At 71.2% G+C, this 17,793-nt stretch carries 21 protein-coding genes, 1 pseudogene and 1 riboswitch; of the genes and pseudogenes, 20 read left to right on the top strand and 2 right to left on the bottom strand.

Annotation, left to right across the window (positions count from 1 at the left end):
• Positions 1-5: 5 nt before the first annotated feature.
• Positions 6-929 (bottom strand): FliM/FliN family flagellar motor switch protein, encoded by a 924-nt coding sequence (locus tag AX018_RS24910; RefSeq protein ID WP_211322479.1) that lies wholly within the window; start codon positions 927-929, stop codon positions 6-8.
• 337 nt (positions 930-1,266) lie between these two features.
• Positions 1,267-1,358: riboswitch (cyclic di-GMP riboswitch) on the top strand.
• Between the two features lie 308 nt (positions 1,359-1,666).
• Between AX018_RS24910 and fliE the strand changes: the two genes are divergently transcribed.
• The 17 genes and pseudogenes from fliE to AX018_RS17915 all read left to right on the top strand — a co-directional run bounded on the left by fliE (position 1,667) and on the right by AX018_RS17915 (position 15,562).
• Entirely contained in the window at positions 1,667-2,008 is a 342-nt protein-coding gene (fliE, locus tag AX018_RS17995; RefSeq protein WP_111880056.1) for a flagellar hook-basal body complex protein FliE, read from the top strand.
• A 64-nt stretch (positions 2,009-2,072) separates the two neighbouring features.
• A pseudogene (gene fliF, locus AX018_RS17990) lies at positions 2,073-3,774 on the top strand (flagellar basal-body MS-ring/collar protein FliF).
• Positions 3,767-4,798, top strand: coding sequence for a flagellar motor switch protein FliG (locus tag AX018_RS17985; protein ID WP_111880055.1), 1,032 nt, complete (start codon positions 3,767-3,769; stop codon positions 4,796-4,798). The pseudogene fliF and the gene AX018_RS17985 overlap by 8 nt, the downstream one beginning before the upstream one ends.
• On the top strand, positions 4,795-5,667 hold the full coding sequence (gene fliH / locus AX018_RS17980) for a flagellar assembly protein FliH (RefSeq protein ID WP_211322478.1): 873 nt from the start codon (positions 4,795-4,797) through the stop codon (positions 5,665-5,667). Before AX018_RS17985 ends, fliH begins: the two co-directional genes overlap by 4 nt.
• Positions 5,664-6,989, top strand: coding sequence for a flagellar protein export ATPase FliI (fliI, locus tag AX018_RS17975; RefSeq protein WP_111880052.1), 1,326 nt, complete (start codon positions 5,664-5,666; stop codon positions 6,987-6,989). Before fliH ends, fliI begins: the two co-directional genes overlap by 4 nt.
• Positions 6,986-7,423 carry a flagellar FliJ family protein gene (locus AX018_RS17970; RefSeq protein WP_111880050.1) on the top strand — a complete coding sequence of 146 codons (438 nt, stop codon included), beginning with the start codon at positions 6,986-6,988 and terminating at the stop codon, positions 7,421-7,423. Before fliI ends, AX018_RS17970 begins: the two co-directional genes overlap by 4 nt.
• A 189-nt stretch (positions 7,424-7,612) precedes the next feature.
• Positions 7,613-8,962: a flagellar filament capping protein FliD gene (gene fliD, locus AX018_RS17965; RefSeq protein ID WP_111880048.1), complete on the top strand. Its 1,350-nt coding sequence runs from the start codon at positions 7,613-7,615 to the stop codon at positions 8,960-8,962.
• Positions 8,963-8,983: 21 nt separating this feature from the next.
• Positions 8,984-9,376 carry a flagellar export chaperone FliS gene (gene fliS / locus AX018_RS17960; RefSeq protein WP_415842087.1) on the top strand — a complete coding sequence of 131 codons (393 nt, stop codon included), beginning with the start codon at positions 8,984-8,986 and terminating at the stop codon, positions 9,374-9,376.
• A gap of 5 nt (positions 9,377-9,381) precedes the next feature.
• Entirely contained in the window at positions 9,382-9,702 is a 321-nt protein-coding gene (locus AX018_RS17955) for a hypothetical protein (RefSeq protein ID WP_111880045.1), read from the top strand.
• Positions 9,699-10,871: a flagellar hook-length control protein FliK gene (locus tag AX018_RS17950; protein WP_111880043.1), complete on the top strand. Its 1,173-nt coding sequence runs from the start codon at positions 9,699-9,701 to the stop codon at positions 10,869-10,871. Before AX018_RS17955 ends, AX018_RS17950 begins: the two co-directional genes overlap by 4 nt.
• A 21-nt stretch (positions 10,872-10,892) precedes the next feature.
• Positions 10,893-11,396, top strand: coding sequence for a flagellar basal body-associated FliL family protein (locus tag AX018_RS17945; protein ID WP_111880040.1), 504 nt, complete (start codon positions 10,893-10,895; stop codon positions 11,394-11,396).
• 10 nt (positions 11,397-11,406) lie between these two features.
• Entirely contained in the window at positions 11,407-12,120 is a 714-nt protein-coding gene (fliA, locus tag AX018_RS17940; protein ID WP_111880037.1) for an RNA polymerase sigma factor FliA, read from the top strand.
• Between the two features lie 16 nt (positions 12,121-12,136).
• Positions 12,137-13,033, top strand: a complete 897-nt coding sequence (gene motA, locus AX018_RS17935; protein ID WP_111880034.1) for a flagellar motor stator protein MotA — start codon at positions 12,137-12,139, stop codon at positions 13,031-13,033.
• Positions 13,017-14,027 carry a flagellar motor protein MotB gene (locus AX018_RS17930; protein ID WP_111880103.1) on the top strand — a complete coding sequence of 337 codons (1,011 nt, stop codon included), beginning with the start codon at positions 13,017-13,019 and terminating at the stop codon, positions 14,025-14,027. Before motA ends, AX018_RS17930 begins: the two co-directional genes overlap by 17 nt.
• A gap of 50 nt (positions 14,028-14,077) precedes the next feature.
• Positions 14,078-14,365, top strand: coding sequence for a flagellar biosynthesis anti-sigma factor FlgM (flgM, locus tag AX018_RS17925; protein WP_111880032.1), 288 nt, complete (start codon positions 14,078-14,080; stop codon positions 14,363-14,365).
• Positions 14,362-14,793, top strand: coding sequence for a flagellar export chaperone FlgN (gene flgN, locus AX018_RS17920; protein WP_111880029.1), 432 nt, complete (start codon positions 14,362-14,364; stop codon positions 14,791-14,793). The genes flgM and flgN overlap by 4 nt, the downstream gene beginning before the upstream one ends.
• A complete protein-coding gene (locus tag AX018_RS17915; RefSeq protein ID WP_111880027.1) occupies positions 14,780-15,562 on the top strand; it encodes a glycoside hydrolase family 73 protein in 783 nt (260 codons plus the stop codon). Before flgN ends, AX018_RS17915 begins: the two co-directional genes overlap by 14 nt.
• Here the strand turns inward: AX018_RS17915 and flgA are convergent.
• Positions 15,544-16,314: a flagellar basal body P-ring formation chaperone FlgA gene (gene flgA, locus AX018_RS17910; RefSeq protein WP_111880025.1), complete on the bottom strand. Its 771-nt coding sequence runs from the start codon at positions 16,312-16,314 to the stop codon at positions 15,544-15,546. The genes AX018_RS17915 and flgA overlap by 19 nt on opposite strands.
• On the opposite strand from flgA, the gene flgB reads away from it, so the two are divergent.
• Genes flgB through AX018_RS17895 form a run of 3 tightly spaced genes read left to right on the top strand, consistent with a single transcriptional unit; the run spans position 16,313 to position 17,782 of the window.
• The gene (flgB, locus tag AX018_RS17905) at positions 16,313-16,675 is read left to right on the top strand and encodes a flagellar basal body rod protein FlgB (RefSeq protein ID WP_111880022.1); all 363 of its coding nucleotides are present in this window, start codon (positions 16,313-16,315) and stop codon (positions 16,673-16,675) included. The two genes, flgA and flgB, sit on opposite strands and share 2 nt — an antisense overlap.
• Before the next feature lie 2 nt (positions 16,676-16,677).
• Positions 16,678-17,097: a flagellar basal body rod protein FlgC gene (flgC, locus tag AX018_RS17900; RefSeq protein WP_111880019.1), complete on the top strand. Its 420-nt coding sequence runs from the start codon at positions 16,678-16,680 to the stop codon at positions 17,095-17,097.
• Between the two features lie 4 nt (positions 17,098-17,101).
• A complete protein-coding gene (locus tag AX018_RS17895; protein WP_111880016.1) occupies positions 17,102-17,782 on the top strand; it encodes a flagellar hook capping FlgD N-terminal domain-containing protein in 681 nt (226 codons plus the stop codon).
• The last annotated feature ends 11 nt before the right edge of the window (positions 17,783-17,793 follow it).

The raw sequence follows: 17,793 nt of genomic DNA, 5'->3' as shown, positions 1-17,793 counted from the left end.
GTTACTCATTCCGCATCTTCGAAGGAGGTGAGGCAAAGCTTGCCCTTGTGCTCGGCCACCGCCGCGGTGAACAGACGGGAGTCGTCCACCAGCACGTCCGCCGGGCCGAGGGTGATGGGAATCACGTCGCCCACGCGCAGGCCGAGCAACTGGCCCAGCGGCATCTCCCGCTGCACCAGCCGGGCCAGCAGGGTGAGCTGCACCGCATGCGCGGTGGGAGGCTCGCGCCGCGACACCGGCCTGGCCCGCGCGGGCCGGGCGAGGTGGTGCAGCAGCCGCGCCATCCATGCATCGTCCAGCGCCAGCCACAGCGCGCCCCGGCAGCCCGAAACGGAGTCGCGAAGCTCGGTGTGGAAGGCCCAGCCGCCCACGCTCGACGGGCCCGCCTGGGCCGCCGGCGCCTGCGTGGCGGTCACGGCGCGCGCCTCGCCCGCGCGGGCCTGGGCTTCGATCGACTCGGCCAAAAGCTGCGCGAGCAGCAGGCCGAAGCCCGAGGAAAAGCGCTCCTCGGTCTGCGAGAACGGCGGGTCCGCGGCATCGGGGGCATCGGCGCGCTGCGGGAGCGTGCCCGGATATTCCGCCGTGTCTTCGTGCCGGGGTGGCGAAGGCTCCTGGGGCGCGGAGGGCACGGGTGCCGCGGCAGCCGCCACGACACCGTAGCGGTATCCGAAGATGGCCCGCAGCAGGTCGCGGTCGAGCGCCACGCCCAGCCGCCCCGTCTCGGTGCCGAACACCATCCACTGGGCCGGCATGCGGGGCTCCTGCTGGACGTGATCGCTGTGCCTCACCCGGGTCTCGCCCAGCACGAAGCCCGCGCGATAGCGGCGGTTGAGGCGCACCTCGAACCAGTCGGCCAGGCGCTCCCCGAGCTGCGCCGCGAACCCCGGCAGCAGGTGCACCGGCCGGCCGAGCGTGCGGGCGTCCAGCACGCGGGGAACCGCCGTGGAGCGGGGCGACGGACCTCTGGAACGGGGCGCAGCGGGAACTGCCATGGGAGCCTTGGAATGCCGGGGAAATAATGCGCGGGCGCGCGATTCGATAATGGCGCATCCATATTGAAGGGCGCCGCGCTCGGGGTGCTGCAGTGCAGCAAATTTCAGGCCATTATGCAGTGCTTTCACCCGGGCGCGTATTGCCGTGCATTGCCGTCGCATTCCGGCCAATGCGTCACATTTGAGCGCTTCTGTCACAAAAAGATGTATAGAATGACCTCGTCCGCAACACTTTTCAGAGGGGGAGAGGCCCTGGCAAAGTGCCTGCGGCGCCATCCAAACAGGGCTCACCCGCGCGAAAGCCGGGGTCGCAAAGCCTCCGGTCTATAGGGTCTTTTCGAGGGCCACGATAGCGGGGCTGCACGGCAAACCCCATCCGGCACCCTCTCGGGCGCTGCGGGGAGGCCGGTCGCTTTCCTCTCGCCGCGGAGGAGATGCAACTATTGCGCGTGGTGTGCTTTTTTGCGTTCAGTTACACAAAAGGTTACACCCATTCTCGATCATCCATTTCTATCGAAAAGCACCCCACGATTACCGTTCCGCATTTCTTTGGCGCGAACAGAATATCTGCATAGTTGATAGAAATGATTATTCATCCGGCGCGCAGAGATTATTGCGTGCCGGGAATATTGTCTTGCCCGGATTACCACCCCTCCCTCAGGAATAACCCGCCCATGGATACGAACAACGCAATGGCCCAGTCCATCCTGGCCACCGCTGCACGGATCGATGCATCGGTTTCCGCCCCCCTGCCGGCCATGGTCCTGGCTTCGCCGGAGGGCGGCACGCCGGTCACGGGAGGGTTCCTGTCGGCCATGCATGCGGCGGTGCTGAGCGTGGACGCGAAGGACCAGCGCGCGGCGGAGAAGGTCGCCGATGTGGACAGCGGGCGCAGCGACGACATGGTGGGCGCGATGCTCGCGAGCCAGGAGGCCAGCCTGTCCTTCTCGCTGCTCATGCAGGTGCGCAACAAGGTGATGGGCGCCATGGAAGACGTCATCAAGCTGCAGGTGTAGAGACCATGGCCAAGCCTTACCTCCCACCCCCTTCCGGAGCCTGCCCGTGGCTCCCCTGACCCGGATGATGGGCCGGCTGCGCAACGCCGGCATGGCGCCCCGGGTGCCTGCCGGCCTGGGCAAGAGCCTCGCGCCCCTGTTGCTGGTGGCGGCGGCCGTGACCGCGCTCGCCCTCATGTACCTCTGGCGCGACCAGTCCACCTACAAGCCCGTCTTCGGGGCACGCGAGAAGGTGGCGGCCGCCGAGATGATGAGCACGCTCGACGCGGAGGCCATTCCCTACCGCGTGCACCCCGACAGCGGCCAGGTGCTGGTGCCCGAATCGCAGCTCGGCAAGGCGCGCATGCTGCTGGCCGCCAAGGGCGTCACGGCACGGCTGCCCGCGGGCCTGGAGCTGATGGACCGCAACGACCCGCTGGGCGTGAGCCAGTTCGTGCAGGACGTGCGCTTTCGCCGCGGCCTCGAAGGCGAGCTGGCCCAGAGCATCATGAGCCTGGACGCGGTCGAATCCGCGCGCGTACATCTTTCGGTGGCCAAGGCCTCGTCCTTCGTGGCCCCCGACGGCGAGAAAAGCTCGGCCTCGGTGGTGCTGCAGGTCAAGCCCGGGCGGCAGTTGAACCCGGAGCAGATCGCCGCCACCATCAAGCTCGTGGCCGGCAGCGTGGCCAGCCTCGACCCCCAGCGGGTGAGCGTGGTGGACCAGGCCGGACACCTGCTGTCCGCGCGGGTGGACCTGTCGGACGGGTTCGAGGCCGCCCAGGCCGGCGATGCCGGCCGCCGCCACGAGGAGCTGACCCGCCAGAACGTGCGCGACCTGCTCGCCCCCGTGCTGGGCGAGGGCAACTACAAGGTGAGCGTGACGGCCCAGGTCAACAACGACCGCGTGCAGGAGACACGCGAGCAGTACGGCGACGCCCCCCGCGTGACCAACGAGGCCACCCGCGAGGAGATGGCGCGCGACAAGATCGCGCTGGGCGTGCCCGGCTCGCTGAGCAACCGCCCCGTGAACGTTCCCGCTCCGGCCGGCAATGCCCAGGGCGCGCAGCCGGCGGGCGGCCAGCAGCCGCCGGACGCCAACACCGCCCAGAAGAACGCGACCACGCGCCAGTTCGCCTACGACCGGACCGTGACGCAGACCCAGCGCGCGCGGACAACTCGCCCGGCTGAACGTGGCCGTCGTGCTGAACCAGGCCGCGGCGCCCGCGGGCGGCGCCTGGACCGAGCCCCAGATCGCCAACGTGGAGAAACTGCTGCGCGCCGGCCTGGGCATCGACGGCCAGCGCGGCGACACCCTGGTCGTCTCGGCCCTGCCCTTCCCCGCGCAACCCGCGCCGCAGCCCTGGTGGCAGCAGCGCGAAAACGTGGTGGAAGGCGCCAACTGGGCGGGCTACGCGCTGGCGACCCTGCTGGCGTTCCTGCTGGTGCTGCGCCCGCTGGTGCGGCTGGCGCAGCAGCGCTGGGCGCGCGGGCCCTCCGCCACGCCGCTCACGCCACGGGATGCCCAGGGCGCCGCGGCCGGTGGCCTGGCGCTCGCCCGCCCGGACCCGGCGGGTGCCGCGCCCTCCCTGGCCGCACCGGCCATGGGGGCCCCGGCCCTTGCCGGCGGCGCCCCCAACACGGCCGTGGCGCCCCTGCTCGAAAACTACGACCTGCCGGCACCGGGCTCGCCGGTGGACGTGCTCGTGGAGCATCTGCGCGAACTCTCCACCAAGGAGTCGGAGCGCGTCGCGGAAGTGGTCAAGCAATGGGTGCAGAAAAATGGCTGACGAAACCACCGATTCCGGCCTGTCCCCCGAGGCAGGCGCGCTGACGCCGCTGGAGCAGGCGGCCATCGTCCTGCTCAGCATGGGCGAGGAGCCCGCGGCGGCCGTGCTGCGCTGCCTCTCGCGCGACGAACTGCTGCAGGTCACGCAGGTCATGTCGCGCATGAGCGGCATCAAGGTCGAGACCGTCAAAGTGGCGCTGCAGAACTTCTTCGACGACTACCGGGAGCAGAGCGGCGTGCATGGCGCCTCGCGCTCCTACCTCAAGAAATCGCTCGACCTCGCTCTGGGCGGCAACATCGCCAACAGCGTGCTCAACAGCATCTACGGCGACGCGATCCGCCCCAAGGTGGCGCGCCTGCAATGGGCATCGCCCAAATGGCTCGCCGAGCGGCTGGTGCACGAGCACGTGCGCATGCAGGCGGTGTTCATGGCGTTCCTGCCGCCCTCGCTCGCCAGCGCGCTGCTCGGCGCCCTGCCCGAGGAAGGGCGCGACCTGCTGCTCTACCACGTCGCCCAGCTCAAGGAGATCGACCATGAGCTGCTCGTCGAGCTCGAAGAGCTGGTAGACCGCTGCCTCGACACGCTGGGCATGCAGGGCACCAGCGTGGAAGGCGTGCGCCACGTGGCCGAGATCCTGAACCGCCTGCCCGAGAGCCGCCGCCAGGTGATGGAGCAGCTGCGCGCCCGCGACCCGAAGGTGGTCGCGGAGATCGAGGTCAGCATGTACGACTTCTTCATCCTCTCGCGCCAGACCGAGGCCGTCATCACCCGCCTCATCGAGCAGGTGCCGATGGAGCAATGGGCGATCGCCCTCAAGGGCGCGGAGCCCGCCGTGCGCGATGCCATCCTGCAGGCCATGCCGCGCCGCCAGGCCCAGGCGTTCGAAGACACCCTGCGCCGCACCGGCCCGATGCCGCGCAGCCGCATCGAGCAGGCGCGCGAGGAGATCATGGCCGAGGTCAAGGCCCTGGCCGACGCCGGCGAGATCGAGGTCCAGCTCTTCGCCGAGGCGGTCGTCGAATGAAGCACCCCCAGCGCGTCCACCGCTTTCCGCCGCTCGCCAGCCTGTCGGCGGCGCGGCGCGGCGGCGCGTCCGAGGGCGGCCCTTCGCATGCCGAGGGCTACCAGCACGGCGTGGCGCGGGGCTATCAGGAAGGGTTCGCGCAGGGGCTGGAAGCCGCGCGCGCGGCCGGCCTGGAGGAAGGCCGCCAGGACGGCACGGCCCAGGGCCTGGCGGAAGGCCGCGCCCAGGCCCGCCAGCACTTCGAGGGGCTGGCCACGCCGGTCGATGCGCTGCTGCGCGGCCTCGCCGCGCAGCAGGAAGAATTCGAGGCTGTGCTCCGCAAGGAAGTCGTGGATCTGGTGGCCAAGGTGGCGCGCCAGGTGATCCGCTGCGAACTGGCCCTGCAGCCCGTGCAGATGCTGGCCCTGGTGGACGAGACGCTGGCCACCATGCCGCCGGTGTCGCAGGGCATCGAGGTGTACCTGAACCCCGGCGACCTGCAACGCATCCAGGAGATCGCCCCCGAACGCGCGCAGGCCTGGTCGCTGCTCGCCGATCCCCGGCTGGAATCGGGGGAATGCCGGGTCAGGGCAGGCCACCGCGAAGCCGACGCAGGCTGCGGCCAGCGGCTGGCGGCGTGCATGGAGCAGATCACCCAGCAGCTCTCCCAGGCCTCGGCTCAGGCCGCGACCGAAGCCGAACAGGCATTGCCGCCCGCGGAGCCGGCCCGAGCGGAGCCAGCCCCGGCCGCCACCGCCCCGGTGGAGGCCGCGCCGGAGCCGGACGCACCCGCCACCGCAGACCCCGCGGCAGACACGGCCACGGCCGCCCCGAAGAAGCCCCGGGCACGCCGCGCCGCCAAGGCCCCGGCCAGCGAGGCCGCGCAATGATCGCCTCGGTCATCCGCCAGCTCGACGTCACCGCCGTGCCGGTGGCCACGCCCACGGGCCGCCTCGTGGGCGCCTCGGGGCTGCTGCTCGAAAGCGTCGGCTGCCCGCTGCACACGGGCCAGCGCTGCAGCATCGAGACGGCCCACGGCCAGTGGATCGATGCCCAGGTCGTGGGCTTTCGCGAGGAGGTGTCATTCCTCATGCCGCTCAAGCGCCCCGATGGCCTGGCCACGGGCGCCCGGGTGCTTCCGCAGCCCACGCGCAACGAACTGCGCATCGGCCCCTCGTGGCTGGGGCGCGTGGTCAATGGCCTGGGCGAGCCCGTGGACGGCCTGGGCCGGCTGACGGGCGAGCACGTGCTCGACCCCCAGCCGCGCCGGGTGGACCCGCTGCGCAAGGCCCCCGTGCACGCACCGCTGGACGTGGGCGTGCGTGCCCTCAACGGCATCCTCACGCTCGGCCGGGGCCAGCGCGTCGGGCTCATGGCCGGCAGCGGCGTGGGCAAGAGCGTGCTGCTGGGACTGATCACGCGACAGACCGTGGCCGACGTGGTGGTGGTGGGCCTCATCGGCGAGCGCAGCCGCGAAGTGCGCGAATTCATCGACATGTCGCTCGGCCCCGAGGGGCTGCGCCGCGCCGTGGTCGTGATCGCGCCGGCCGACGAATCCCCCCTCATGCGCCTGCGCGCCACCGAGCTGTGCCACGCCATCGCCGCGCACTACCGCGACCAGGGCCGGCATGTGCTGCTGCTGGTGGACTCGCTCACCCGCTATGCCATGGCCCGCCGCGAAGTGGCCCTCTCGCTGGGCGAGCCTCCCGCCACGCGCGGCTATCCCCCCTCGGTCTTCAGCTTGCTGCCGCAGCTGGTGGAGAGCGCCGGCAACGGCGAGAGCGACCAGGGCAGCATGAGCGCCATCTACACCGTGCTGGCCGAAGGCGACGACCAGCAGGACCCGGTGGTGGACACCGCGCGGGCCATCCTGGACGGGCACATCGTGATGTCGCGCGCGCTCGCGGAGCGCGGCCACTACCCGGCCATCGACATCGCCGCGTCCGTGAGCCGCTGCATGGCACAGGTGACCGGCCCGGAGCACCAGAAGGCCGCGCGCGAGTTGCGCGAACTGGTGTCGCGCTACCACCAGGTGCGCGATCTGCTGCCCCTGGGGGCGTATGTCCCCGGCACCGACCCGGCCACGGACCGCGCGGTGCAGCTCTATCCCCGCATCGAGGCCTTCCTGCACCAGGGCGTGCGCGAGGCCGCTCCGCTGGAAGCCACCCTCTCGCAACTGCAGGCCCTGCTCTCGCACGGAGGCAACGCATGACGCACCCTCCCGAACCGCTGCGCAGCCTGGAGCGGCTCGTGGATGTCCGCGAGCGCGAGGTGGACCGCCTGACCGCCGACATGGCGGACAAGCGCGCCCTGCGGGACCGGTTCCTGCGCAGCATCGAACGCATGGAGCATCTGGCGCACAGCAGCGGCGCCAGCGGCGGCACCCTGCTGGCGCAGGCGCTCAACCGGGGCGCCTACAAGCAGGCCATGCTGCACCTGGCCCACACCCACCGCCAGGATCTGGGCCGCCACGAGGCGGATCTGGCCCAGGCCCAGCAGCAGCTCACCCAGGCGGTGCGCCGCAAGGAAGTGCTGGGGCAGGTGCTGGAGCAGCGCCAGCAGGTGCAGGCGCTGGCGGCGCAGGCCCTGCAGCAAAAGCGCGACGACGAGCTGGCATCGCAGGTGTGGTGGAGGGGGCAGGCATGACCCGGGCACGCCTGCCGGCGGGCCGCCGGGCACGGGGATTTCAGTCCGCCCCGCTTCCGGTCGCCCTGGGTTTGTGGGAGACCGGCCTGCTCCGGCCCGCCATGCCGACATCCGCCCACGGGGCGGTCGCGGCGTGGGCGGGGCGCGGCACGGGCCGGCCCTCCGCCGCCATCCACCCAGGAGTTGCCCATGGCTAACATCGACCCCGCCGGCCAGGCCCAATCGCTGGCCACCGCCTACACCGAACCCGCCCGCCAGCTGCTGGCCCGCAAGGCACAGTCGGCCCAGACGCTGTCGTCCGCCTATACCAAGCTCAAGTCCGCGCTGAGCACCTTCGAGACCGCCCTCTCCGGCCTGTCGGCCAAGAAGGGGCTGACCCAGAACGCCGCCACCTTCTCCACCACGGGATACGGCACGGCCACGGCCTCCGCGTCGGCGCAGCCGGGCACCTACCAGTTCTTCGTGGAGCAGACGGCCAGCGCGCACCAGGTCGCCTTCAGCGACCTGCCCGCCGTGCCGGTGGCCCTGGGCGGCCCCCTGGTGGTGCAACTCGCCGACGGCACGAACTTCACCGTGAACGTGGGCGCGGCCGACTCCAACGGCGACGGCACCATCTCCCAGGCCGAGATCGCCCGCGCCATCAACCAGGCCAACGACAACAAGGGCAAGGTGTCGGCCACAGTGGTGAGCAGCGGCGGCAGCACCTCGCTCATGCTCACCGCCGGCAGCACGGGCGCGGGCAACGCCATCACGGTGGATGCCAGCGGCCTGCCGGACAGCGCGCTCAAGACCGCCCTGTCGGCCACGCCGACCACGCTGACGGCTGCGCGCGACGCGAAGATCTGGCTGGGCGCCAAGGACACGGGCACGCTCATCGAGCAGGCGTCCAACACCCTCACGGCCATCAGCGGCGTCTCGATCACCTTCACCAAGGCGCAGGCCGCCACGGAAACGCCCCTCGCGGTGACCGTCGCGGCCGACAAGGACGGCACGGCGGCCAACGTGCAGACCTTCGTGGACGCCTACAACGCCCTCAAGAAGGTGCTGGACGAAGTCACCAAGACCGGCAACCCCGAGGCGGGAACGAGTTCGGCCGCGCTCTCCAGCGACGCCAGCGTGCGCACCCTGCGCAGCCGCCTGGGCCAGATGCTGCGCCAGGAATTCGGCGGCCAGAGCCTGCTCGACCTGGGCGTGAGCATCGACCGCACCGGCACCCTGACCCTGGACAAGGCCAAGCTGCAGACGCAGCTCGAAGCCAACCCCGAGGCGCTGGGCAACGTCATGGGCAGCGCCAGCCTCTCGGGGCCCAGCGGCCTCATGGGCGCGCTCGACACCTATCTGGACGGCTGGACGCAGAGCAGCACGGGCCAGATTGCCCGCCGCCAGCAGTCCATCCAGACGCAGCAGAAATCGATCACCGACCGGCAGGCACGCCTGACCGACCAATACAACACGATGTACCAGCGCTACCTCAAGCAGTACAGCCAGTTGCAGCAGCTCATGACGCAGATGGAGCAGACCTCGTCCAACCTCTTCTAAGGCGGACCGCCGCACGCAACCATGATCGTTTCCCAAGATGCCTACGGCAGCTACCACGCCGTCAACCTCAACGCCCAGGCCTCGCAGGCCTCTCCGGTGCAGCTCGTGCTGATGCTGACCGACGGCCTGTTGGAGGAGCTCGTGCGCGCCAAGTCGCACATCGAGGCGCGCCGCTACGAACTGAAGGCCCGCAGCCTCGACCGCTGCGTGGACATCCTCAACGGCCTCTCCGGGGCCCTGGACACCGACTCCGGCGAGGAGGTCGTGGGCAACCTGGGCCGGCTCTACGACTACTGCGCCGACCGCCTGTGCCATGCCGGGCTCCAGCTCGACGGAGGCATCGTGCAGGAGGTCATCGGACTGATCACCACGCTCCGCCAGGGCTGGCAGGGCATGCAGGCCCGCGTGGGCTGACCGCCATGGACATCGCCTCCCACGCGCCGCGCCAAGCCGCCCTGCACGAGATCGCGGAGCAGTTGCTGCGCGCCAGCCAGGCGGGCGCATGGCAGGAGCTGCAGCAGGCCGACGCGCGCCTGTCCGCCCTGCGGGCCGGCGGCGCATGGCGGGACGGCGAGCGCGCGGCGCTGGAGGCCGTCCGCCAGGCGCATGCGCAGGCGCTGCAGCACTGCCGGCAGGCCGCCGCCGAAGCGCAGGCACGGCTCGGCGAACTGGCAGAACAACGGGACGGCTGGGTGGCCTATGCGGCCGACCAGGACGTCTGGAAGGAATTCACGGCATGACCCTCGCGGCACCCATTTCTCTCGCCACGGCACCGGCCACGGCCGATGCGGCCCCCGGCCGTCCCCTGCCCGGGATCGACTGGGCGGCCCCGGCGGCCCTGTTCCCGCAGGGCGCCGGCGATGCCGCCCAGCCTTTGCTGTTCGACCCGCAGTGGCTCGACGCCGCGCTGCCGCCGGGGCTGGCGGAGCCCGCGCTTCCCGCGGACGGCCCCGCGGCCCCAGCCGCCGGCACGGACGAGGCCGCCACGCCGGCGGATGCCTCCGGCAGCCCCACCGCGCCCGGAGCCCCCGTGCCCGCGGACGGCACCGCGCTGCTGCAGGCCCTGGCCCCGGTGCTGAACGTGGTGCTCGCGCAGTGGCAGTCCACCCAGCCATCGCAAATGCCCGGCGGCACCGCCGCGCAGGCCCCTGAAACGGCCTCGGCCCTGCTGCGCGCCCCGGCACCTGCCGCGCCGCTGGCGGCGCTATGGACGCAGCCCGCGGCACTGGCGGCCGCACCGGGCATTGGGGACAAGCCTTCCACGCCGGGGGGGGTGGACGGCCTCTCTTCGCCGCCGCAGGCCGCGCCCTCGCCGGAAGCCGCCGCGCCCGACACCGCACAGCACGCCGATGCCGACGCCCGGACCAGCCCGGCCGCCATGGCCCTGCGCGCCGCCACCGCCTGGGTGGAGGACGGCGCCGCCCCGTCCTCCATGGCCGCCACGGCCCGGGGCCACGCCGCCGAGGGCACATCCGCCACGGGTGGCAGCACGCACGCCGGCGCTGCCGAGCCCGGTGCGGCCCGGCATGCGCTGGTGCAGGCCCTGGGCGAGCGCATCAAGGTGCAATGGGGCCATGGCAGCGAGCGGGCCGTCATCCGGCTCGACCCGCCGATGATGGGCTCCCTGGAGATCGTCATCCGCCACGAAGGCGGTGCACTGCAGATCCAGATGACGGCCTCGCACGACGGCGTGGCACGCCAGCTCGCCCAGCTCAGCGACACCCTGCGCCAGGACCTGGTGCAACGCCAGTTCGGCGACGTGAGCGTGCAGGTGTCCACCAGCGCCGGCCGCGACGGCACGGGCCGCCAGCGCTCCGGCGACGGTGCCGCCCCTGACGAAGACACGCCCGGACAGGCCCTGGCCGAGGCCGGAACGCCCGATGCGCCCGTGCGCTTCACGCTTGCCTGACCCTGCATCCCCGCCGAGAAGATGAAAAAGAAACGACGCCTCCTCACCCTGGTGCTCTCCCTGCTGGGCGCCGTGGTCCTGCTGGGCGGCGGCGCCGGAGCCGCCTGGTGGTTCCTGCGCCACCAGGCCGCCCCCGCGCCCGCCGATGCCGCCACCGCGGTCAAGGCCGAGGCCGCGAAGCCCAAGGCAGAGAAGATCAGCCTGCAGGAAGCCAAGTACGTGAGCATGGACAAGGTCATCGTCATGCTGCGCAGCCGGCCCGACCAGCCCCTGTCGCACTACCTGTCGGTGGACCTGGTGTTCAAGACCGGCCCGAAGGCCGAGAAGGCCGTCAAGGAGCAGCTGCCCGCGCTGCGCAGCATCGCCGTGCGCTTCCTCTCCACCTACACCATGGAGCAGGCCTCCATGGCCACGGTGGACGAGCTGACCACCGCCATCAACCGCGCCTACGAAGAGCGCTACCGCCAGGACGGCGGCGAGATGCCCTTCGCGGAAGTGCTGATCGGCAAGCTCATCATCGAATAGCCGGCCCGCCATGCAGACGGCCTACGCCGAATTCCACAGCGTCGCCACCACCGTCCGTTCGGTGGCCGACGAGGCGCGCCAGCTCCGGGCCTATGCCCCGCTGGTCAAGCGCGTGGTGCGGCAATTGCAGGCGCAGGCCGGCGGCACCATGGACCTGGACGACATGGAGCAGATCGGCCTCATCGGCCTGCTGGAAGCCATGCGCCGCTATGGCGAACCCGACGAGCGCTTCGGCGCCTATGCGGCCATGCGGGTGCGCGGCGCCATCCTCGACGAGCTGCGCCGCCAGGACTGGCGGCCCCGCGCGGTGCGCCAGGAAAGCCACCGCATGCGCGATGCGGTGCGGGACATCACCCGCAAGCTCGGCCGCGAACCCAGCGAGCAGGAACTGGTGCAGGCCCTGGGCGTGACGCCCGAGGCCTACCGTGCCTACCTGCAGGACGAGAACGCCGAGCAGCTCGCCAGCTTCGACGAACTGATCCTCGAACTGAGCAACACCGCCTCGGACATGCAAAGCCCCGAGGCCCAGATGATCGCGCGCCGCAGCCTGGAGCAGGCGCTGCGCGTGCTGGACGAGCGCGAGCAGCGCGTGATCCAGCTCTATTACGAATTCGAACTCAGCTTCAAGGAAATCGCGGCCGTGCTTGACCTCACCGAGGCGCGGATCTGCCAGCTCAACAAGGGCGCCCTGCGCAAGATGCGCGAGTTCCTCCAGGCCCACTAAAAAGCCCCACCACACCATGCAATCCATCATCGTCATCGTCCTGGGGTGCGTCTTCGGCGGCTTCCTGTTCATGGGCGGCACGTTCAGCGTGATCTGGCAGCCCATCGAGATGCTCATCATCCTGGGATCGGGCGCGGGCGCGCTCGTCGTGGGCAATCCCCGGCACGTGCTGCTGGAGATGAAGCACCAGGTCGTGAAGGTGGTCACCGGCAGCAAACGGGAATCGGAATTCCAGCGCCAGCTGCTGCTGCTCATGTACGAGCTGCTGCAGACTGCGGCCGGCGGCCTCAAGGCCCTCGATGCGCACGTGGAGGCCCCGCACGAGAGCGAGCTGTTCAAGCGCTATCCGCTGGTGCTGGCCGAGCCCAAGCTGCTGGCCTTCATCGTGGACAACTTCCGCCTGATGGCCATGGGCAAGATCAACGCGCACGAACTGGAGGGCGTGCTCGACCAGGAGATCGAGGCCATCCACGAGGAGATGGTGCAGCCCTCCAAATCGCTGCACAAGATCGCCGAGGGCATGCCCGGCTTCGGCATCATGGCCGCCGTGCTGGGCATCGTGATGACGCTCAACTCCGTGGCCGACGGCGCCACCTCGGGCGAGATCGCCACGCACGTGGCCGCCGCCATGGTCGGCACCTTCCTAGGCGTGTTCTTCTGCTACGGCCTGCTGGACCCGCTCAGCAGCATGATGAAGCAGGTGGTGCAGGAAGAGCTTTCCACGCTCGAATCGGTGAAGGTGGTGCTGGTCACCCACGTGGCGGGCAAGCCGCCGCTGCTGGCCATCGACGCGGGCCGCCGCCTCGTGCAGCTCAACACCAAGCCCAGCTTCGCCAAGCTGGAGGGCTGGATCGAAAACCTGCGCAACGGTGCCGACGGCGCCGGAGGGGACGGCCGTGTCCAGCAAGGCTGACAAGGGCCACGAAGCCACCATCGTCAAGCGCGGTGGCGGCAAGCACCACGACGACGAGCACGGCGGCGCCTGGAAAGTGGCGTTCGCCGATTTCTGCCTCGCACTGCTGTGCCTCTTCCTCGTGCTGTGGCTCATGGCCGCACGCCAGACCGAATCGCTGCAGGAGGTCATGCAGGCCTATGGCGGCAGGATGCTCAACGAGGGCAGCGGCACCACCGCCGAATCGCTGGGCGGACCGCGCGGCAGCCTCATCGAGCGCATGCCCCTGCCCAGCAACGGCGACACCGAGGCCCCGCGCCGCACGCGCGCCAACAGCGCCCGGCTGATCGAGGAGACCGACCAGGGCTTTCGCCTCTCCAAGACCCGGCTGGAGAGCCGCTCCGACCTGCAGGAGCTGGCCGACCTGCTGGAGCGCATGGGCGACAAGGTGGGCCTGTCGGGCAACGTGCAGAGCGTGATCACGCCGCTGGGCCTGCGCGTCATGCTGCACGACACCGACAAGGAAGGCATGTTCCACCTGGGCAGCAGCCAGCCCAACAACCGCTTCCGCGAGCTGCTGCGCAAGATGGGGCCGCTTTTCGCCCAGATCGAGAACCAGCTCCTCGTGGTGGGCCACACCGACTCCCTGCAGTACGCGGGCGGCGAGCTCGCGGGCTTTTCCAACTGGACGCTGTCCATGAACCGCGCCATGGCCTCGCGCGCCGAACTCATGGCGGGCGGCATGCCCGCGCAGAGCGTGCTGCAGGTGGTGGGCATGGCCGACCGCGCGCCCATGGACCCGTCCAACACCCGTGCGGCCACGAACCGGCGCATCGAGCTGCTGGTGCTCACCTCCGACCAGTCCCGCGCGGTCGCCGACATGTTCGGCACACCCGGCACCAGCGCGGGCACGCCCCTGCCCGGCGTGGAGCTGGGCCTGACCGAACGCGAATCCCTCAGAACCCTCGCGCGCCAGATCCGTCCGCCCGAGCGCGGCGCGCTCTCCGCCCCGTGAGCGCCAGCCCGCGCCTTCGCCCCATGCCAACCCGAACCCGAGGCACCCGTATGCGTATCAGCAGCCCCACCGCGCTTCCCGAAGTCGTCCCCGCGGCGCCCGCCACGCCCGCTGCACCGGCCGCCGCGCCCACGCCCGCCTCCGCACCCGCCAGCGCCCCCGGGGCGGAGAGCCAGACCGCCATCCTGCAGCCCGCGCGGGCAGCGCTGAGCGAGCTGCCCGCCGTGGACCAGACGCGGGTGGCCGAGATCCGCGATGCGCTGGCCCGGGGCGAGCTGCCCTTCGATCCCGAACGGCTGGCCGCGCTCGTCGTGCGCTACCACGGAAGCGGCCGATGAGCGGCGATCGCCAGGACCAACTGCTGCGCCTCATGCAGGGCGTGCGGGCCGACCTGGACGGCTACCGGCAACTCAGTGCGCTGCTGGAGCGCCAGCACGCCGCCGCCCTGCGCCACGACGCGCAGGCACTGCCCGAAGTCACCGAGGGCATCGTGGCGCTGGTCGATGCGATGGAGCCCCGCAGCCGCGAGCGCACCGGGATCGTCCGATCCCTGTGCGGCCGCGCCGACGCCGAAGGCATGCGCCTGGTGCTGGCCTCGATGCCCGAGGCGGCGCGCAACACGCTCTCGGGCTGGTGGGACGCGCTGGAGCCACTGGTGCGCGACTGCCATGCGCAGAACCTGCGCACCCGCCAGCTCATGGTGGACCAGAGCGAAGTCATGCGCCGCGTGCTGCAGGAAGAACAGGGTGTCTATGCGCCCCAGTGACGCCCTGCAGGCCCCCGGCAGCGCCTTCCGCGCGGAGATGGAGCGCATCGCGCTGCCGCTGCACGGCGGTTCGACGGCGCACGGGGACTTCGGCGGCTTCTTCCGGCAGGTGCAGGGCGAGATCCAGGCCTACATCGCCACCGGCCAGGGCGGCCAGGGCATGGACGACGCAGCGGTGGATCTGAGCACCCAGGCCCGGTGGCTGCGCGCGCAGTTCGCGGCCGGCGCAGGCGCCACGCCCGCCGCCGCGTCCACCGATCCGCAGTCCGTGGCGGCGCCCTCCGAGGCCCAGGCCGCCTTTCTCGCGCAGGCCACGCCCTGGGCCGAGGAAGCCGCGGCCCGTCTGGGCGTGGCGCCCGAGCTGGTGCTCGCCCACGCGGCGTTGGAATCCGGCTGGGGTCGCCAGCCCCTGCGCGACCCGGCGACCGGGCAGGACACGCACAACTATTTCGGCATCAAGGCCGGCGGCACCTGGCGCGGAGAAGTGGCCCGGGCCGCCACCACCGAATACGAGGACGGCGTGCCCCAGGCGCAGACGGCCGCCTTCCGCAGCTACCCCGACGGCGCCAGCGCCTTCCGCGACTACGCGCGCCTGCTGAGCACCCAGCCCGGCTACCAGGGCGCGCTCAACGCCGGCCACGATGCCCGGGCCTTCGCCCAGGGCCTCGTGCGCGGCGGCTATGCCACCGACCCGGACTACGCGGACAAGCTCGTGCGCGTGGCACGGCAGTTGCAGGCCCGCGGCCTGGCTCAGCGCACCGGCGACTGAGGGGAAGGAGCAGCCATGGCCCCGACATCCACCGGCTCGACCAGGCCCTCGCCCACCACGCGGGCCTGGATGACCTTGCCGCTGCCGATATTGCGCACGCGCACCGTCTCGCCGAGCGCGCCGGGCGCGAGCGCCTCGCCGGCACCGTTGACCTCCACGCCCGCGCGCCGCACGGCGATGGTCACGGGCTGCGACTTGCGCACCAGCAGCGGCGCGTCGAGGTACCGCGGCACGACGACCTGCCCGGGCCGCAGGGGCCTGCGGCTGGTCTGGCCGACGACGGCGTCGATGTCGGACGTGCCGTCCTCGAAGGTCTGCAGGGGCCGCGACTCCATTGCCACGTCCTGGGCCGTGATGGGCCGCTGCGCGGCCACGGGGGCGGAGGCGATCACCACGTCGGCGCGCGCGTCCACGCGCAGCGTCCAGTCCTCGCGCCAGGGCCGCGCGGGGTCCGCACAGGACACCGAGACGCGGATGCGCGACAGCCGCCGCACGTCGGTTCCATCGACCCCGAGCGGGCCCTTGCAGTCCGGCCACTCCGGCACGGCGCCGACCGGGGCGATCTCGAATTCCACCGCGTCCAGCCCCCGCGCCCGGGCCTGCTCGGCCAGGTACTGCCGCACGGCCTTGCCCACCGGCGCGGGCAGGGATGCGGCAGCGGGCTGCGCGGAGGCCCCCGTGAACCCGCACGCCAGCACGGCGGCACACCACACCGGTCCGAGGCCGGACCACCTCTCATAAGGAGCGCACATGAGTATCGATTTCCACAAAGCCTTGGGCGTCCATCAGGATACCCTCAGACTGCGGGCGGAACGCACCAGGGTCCTGGCCTCCAACATCGCCAACGAGAGCACGCCGGGCTACCAGGCGCGCGACATCGACTTCCGCGCCGCCCTGCAGAGCGTGGTGGCCGAGGACGGCGGCGACCTGCCCGACCTGGACGGTGCCGACGCGAAGTACCGCGTGCCCTACGGCGCCTCGCAGGACGGCAACACGGTGGAGCTGGGCGTGGAGCAGGCGGCGTTCAGCCAGAACGCCGCGGACTTCCAGGCCAGCCTCACGTTCATCAACATGAAGATCAAGGGCCTCTCGAAGGCCATCACGGGGCAGTGACCATGGCATTCCGCGACATCGCCCAGATCGCCGGCTCGGCCATGGCCGCACAGACCGTGCGCCTCAACACCATCGCCAGCAACCTCGCCAACGCGCAGACCGCCGCCGGCACCGAGGAAGCGGCCTACCACGCCCGCAAGCCCGTGTTCGCCGCCGTGATGGGCGGCGATGCGTCGGGCGACCAGCCCGGTGCCCGCGTGCAGGTGCTGGACGTGGTGCAGAGCACCGAGCCGGTGCGCCGCATGCACGAGCCCGGCCACCCGCTGGCCAACGAGAACGGCGAGGTGTTCTACCCCAACGTGAACACCGTCGCCGAGATGACCGACATGATGGCCGCCTCCCGCGCGTTCGAGACGAACGTCGAGGTGATGGTGCGCGTGAAATCCATGCAGCAGTCCCTGCTGCGCCTCGGCGAAGGCTGATGCCATGACCACCACGACCTCCTCCTCTTCCACCACCGCCTCGCCCTATACGGGCACGGCCGCCACCGCGCCGGTCACGGCCAACAGCGCCTCGGGCATGTCCGACATGTTCCTGAAGCTGCTCGTGGCGCAGATCCAGAACCAGAACCCGCTCGAACCCAGCGATCCGGACCAGTTCGTGACGCAGCTGAGCCAGCTCAGCCAGAACGAGGCGCTGCAGAAACTCGTGAGCCAGAACAGCGCCACGAGCAACATGCTCTACAGCCTGCAGGTGCTGGCCATGGGCAACCAGGTGGGCTCCACGGTCACGGTCAACGCCAGTGCGGTCACGCTCGGCACCGAGGCCGTGCAGGGCAGCTTCACGCTCTCGGGCCCGACCTCCGAGGCCACGCTGGTGCTCACCGGCAGCGACGGCCAGGCCCACCGCGTCTCCCTGGGCTCCCGGGCCGCCGGCGCCGTGGATTTCACGCTCGATCCCGCGACCCTGGGGCTGCCCGCCGGCACCTACCAGATCGCCGTGCAGGCCCAGGGCGGCGAGACGCCCCAGGCGCAGCTGCGCGGGCAGATCACGCGCCTGCACTTCGACGCCAGCGGCGCCCCGCTGCTGGACGTGACGGGCGTCGGGCCGGTCGCCTCCTCCGACATCACCAGTTTCCTGGGCCACCAGGGCTCCACCACCCGCTGAAAGGACTTCCG

Source organism: Paracidovorax anthurii, assembly GCF_003269065.1.
Lineage (GTDB): Bacteria > Pseudomonadota > Gammaproteobacteria > Burkholderiales > Burkholderiaceae_C > Paracidovorax > Paracidovorax anthurii.
This window is presented reverse-complemented; position numbering and strand designations above follow the sequence as displayed.

Bases quoted from the DNA above. Each gene is read 5' to 3' on its own strand.
- flgN (WP_111880029.1), top strand. From the start codon at position 14,362: ATGAGCGGCGATCGCCAGGACCAACTGCTGCGCCTCATGCAGGGCGTG.
- flgM (WP_111880032.1), top strand. From the start codon at position 14,078: ATGCGTATCAGCAGCCCCACCGCGCTTCCCGAAGTCGTCCCCGCGGCG.
- motA (WP_111880034.1), top strand. From the start codon at position 12,137: ATGCAATCCATCATCGTCATCGTCCTGGGGTGCGTCTTCGGCGGCTTC.
- flgB (WP_111880022.1), top strand. From the start codon at position 16,313: ATGAGTATCGATTTCCACAAAGCCTTGGGCGTCCATCAGGATACCCTC.
- AX018_RS17970 (WP_111880050.1), top strand. From the start codon at position 6,986: ATGACGCACCCTCCCGAACCGCTGCGCAGCCTGGAGCGGCTCGTGGAT.
- AX018_RS17955 (WP_111880045.1), top strand. From the start codon at position 9,382: ATGGACATCGCCTCCCACGCGCCGCGCCAAGCCGCCCTGCACGAGATC.
- flgC (WP_111880019.1), top strand. From the start codon at position 16,678: ATGGCATTCCGCGACATCGCCCAGATCGCCGGCTCGGCCATGGCCGCA.
- fliD (WP_111880048.1), top strand. From the start codon at position 7,613: ATGGCTAACATCGACCCCGCCGGCCAGGCCCAATCGCTGGCCACCGCC.
- AX018_RS17950 (WP_111880043.1), top strand. From the start codon at position 9,699: ATGACCCTCGCGGCACCCATTTCTCTCGCCACGGCACCGGCCACGGCC.
- AX018_RS17915 (WP_111880027.1), top strand. From the start codon at position 14,780: ATGCGCCCCAGTGACGCCCTGCAGGCCCCCGGCAGCGCCTTCCGCGCG.
- fliH (WP_211322478.1), top strand. From the start codon at position 4,795: ATGAAGCACCCCCAGCGCGTCCACCGCTTTCCGCCGCTCGCCAGCCTG.
- flgA (WP_111880025.1), bottom strand. From the start codon at position 16,314: ATGTGCGCTCCTTATGAGAGGTGGTCCGGCCTCGGACCGGTGTGGTGT.
- fliS (WP_415842087.1), top strand. From the start codon at position 8,984: ATGATCGTTTCCCAAGATGCCTACGGCAGCTACCACGCCGTCAACCTC.
- fliA (WP_111880037.1), top strand. From the start codon at position 11,407: ATGCAGACGGCCTACGCCGAATTCCACAGCGTCGCCACCACCGTCCGT.
- fliI (WP_111880052.1), top strand. From the start codon at position 5,664: ATGATCGCCTCGGTCATCCGCCAGCTCGACGTCACCGCCGTGCCGGTG.
- AX018_RS17985 (WP_111880055.1), top strand. From the start codon at position 3,767: ATGGCTGACGAAACCACCGATTCCGGCCTGTCCCCCGAGGCAGGCGCG.
- AX018_RS17895 (WP_111880016.1), top strand. From the start codon at position 17,102: ATGACCACCACGACCTCCTCCTCTTCCACCACCGCCTCGCCCTATACG.
- AX018_RS17945 (WP_111880040.1), top strand. From the start codon at position 10,893: ATGAAAAAGAAACGACGCCTCCTCACCCTGGTGCTCTCCCTGCTGGGC.
- fliE (WP_111880056.1), top strand. From the start codon at position 1,667: ATGGATACGAACAACGCAATGGCCCAGTCCATCCTGGCCACCGCTGCA.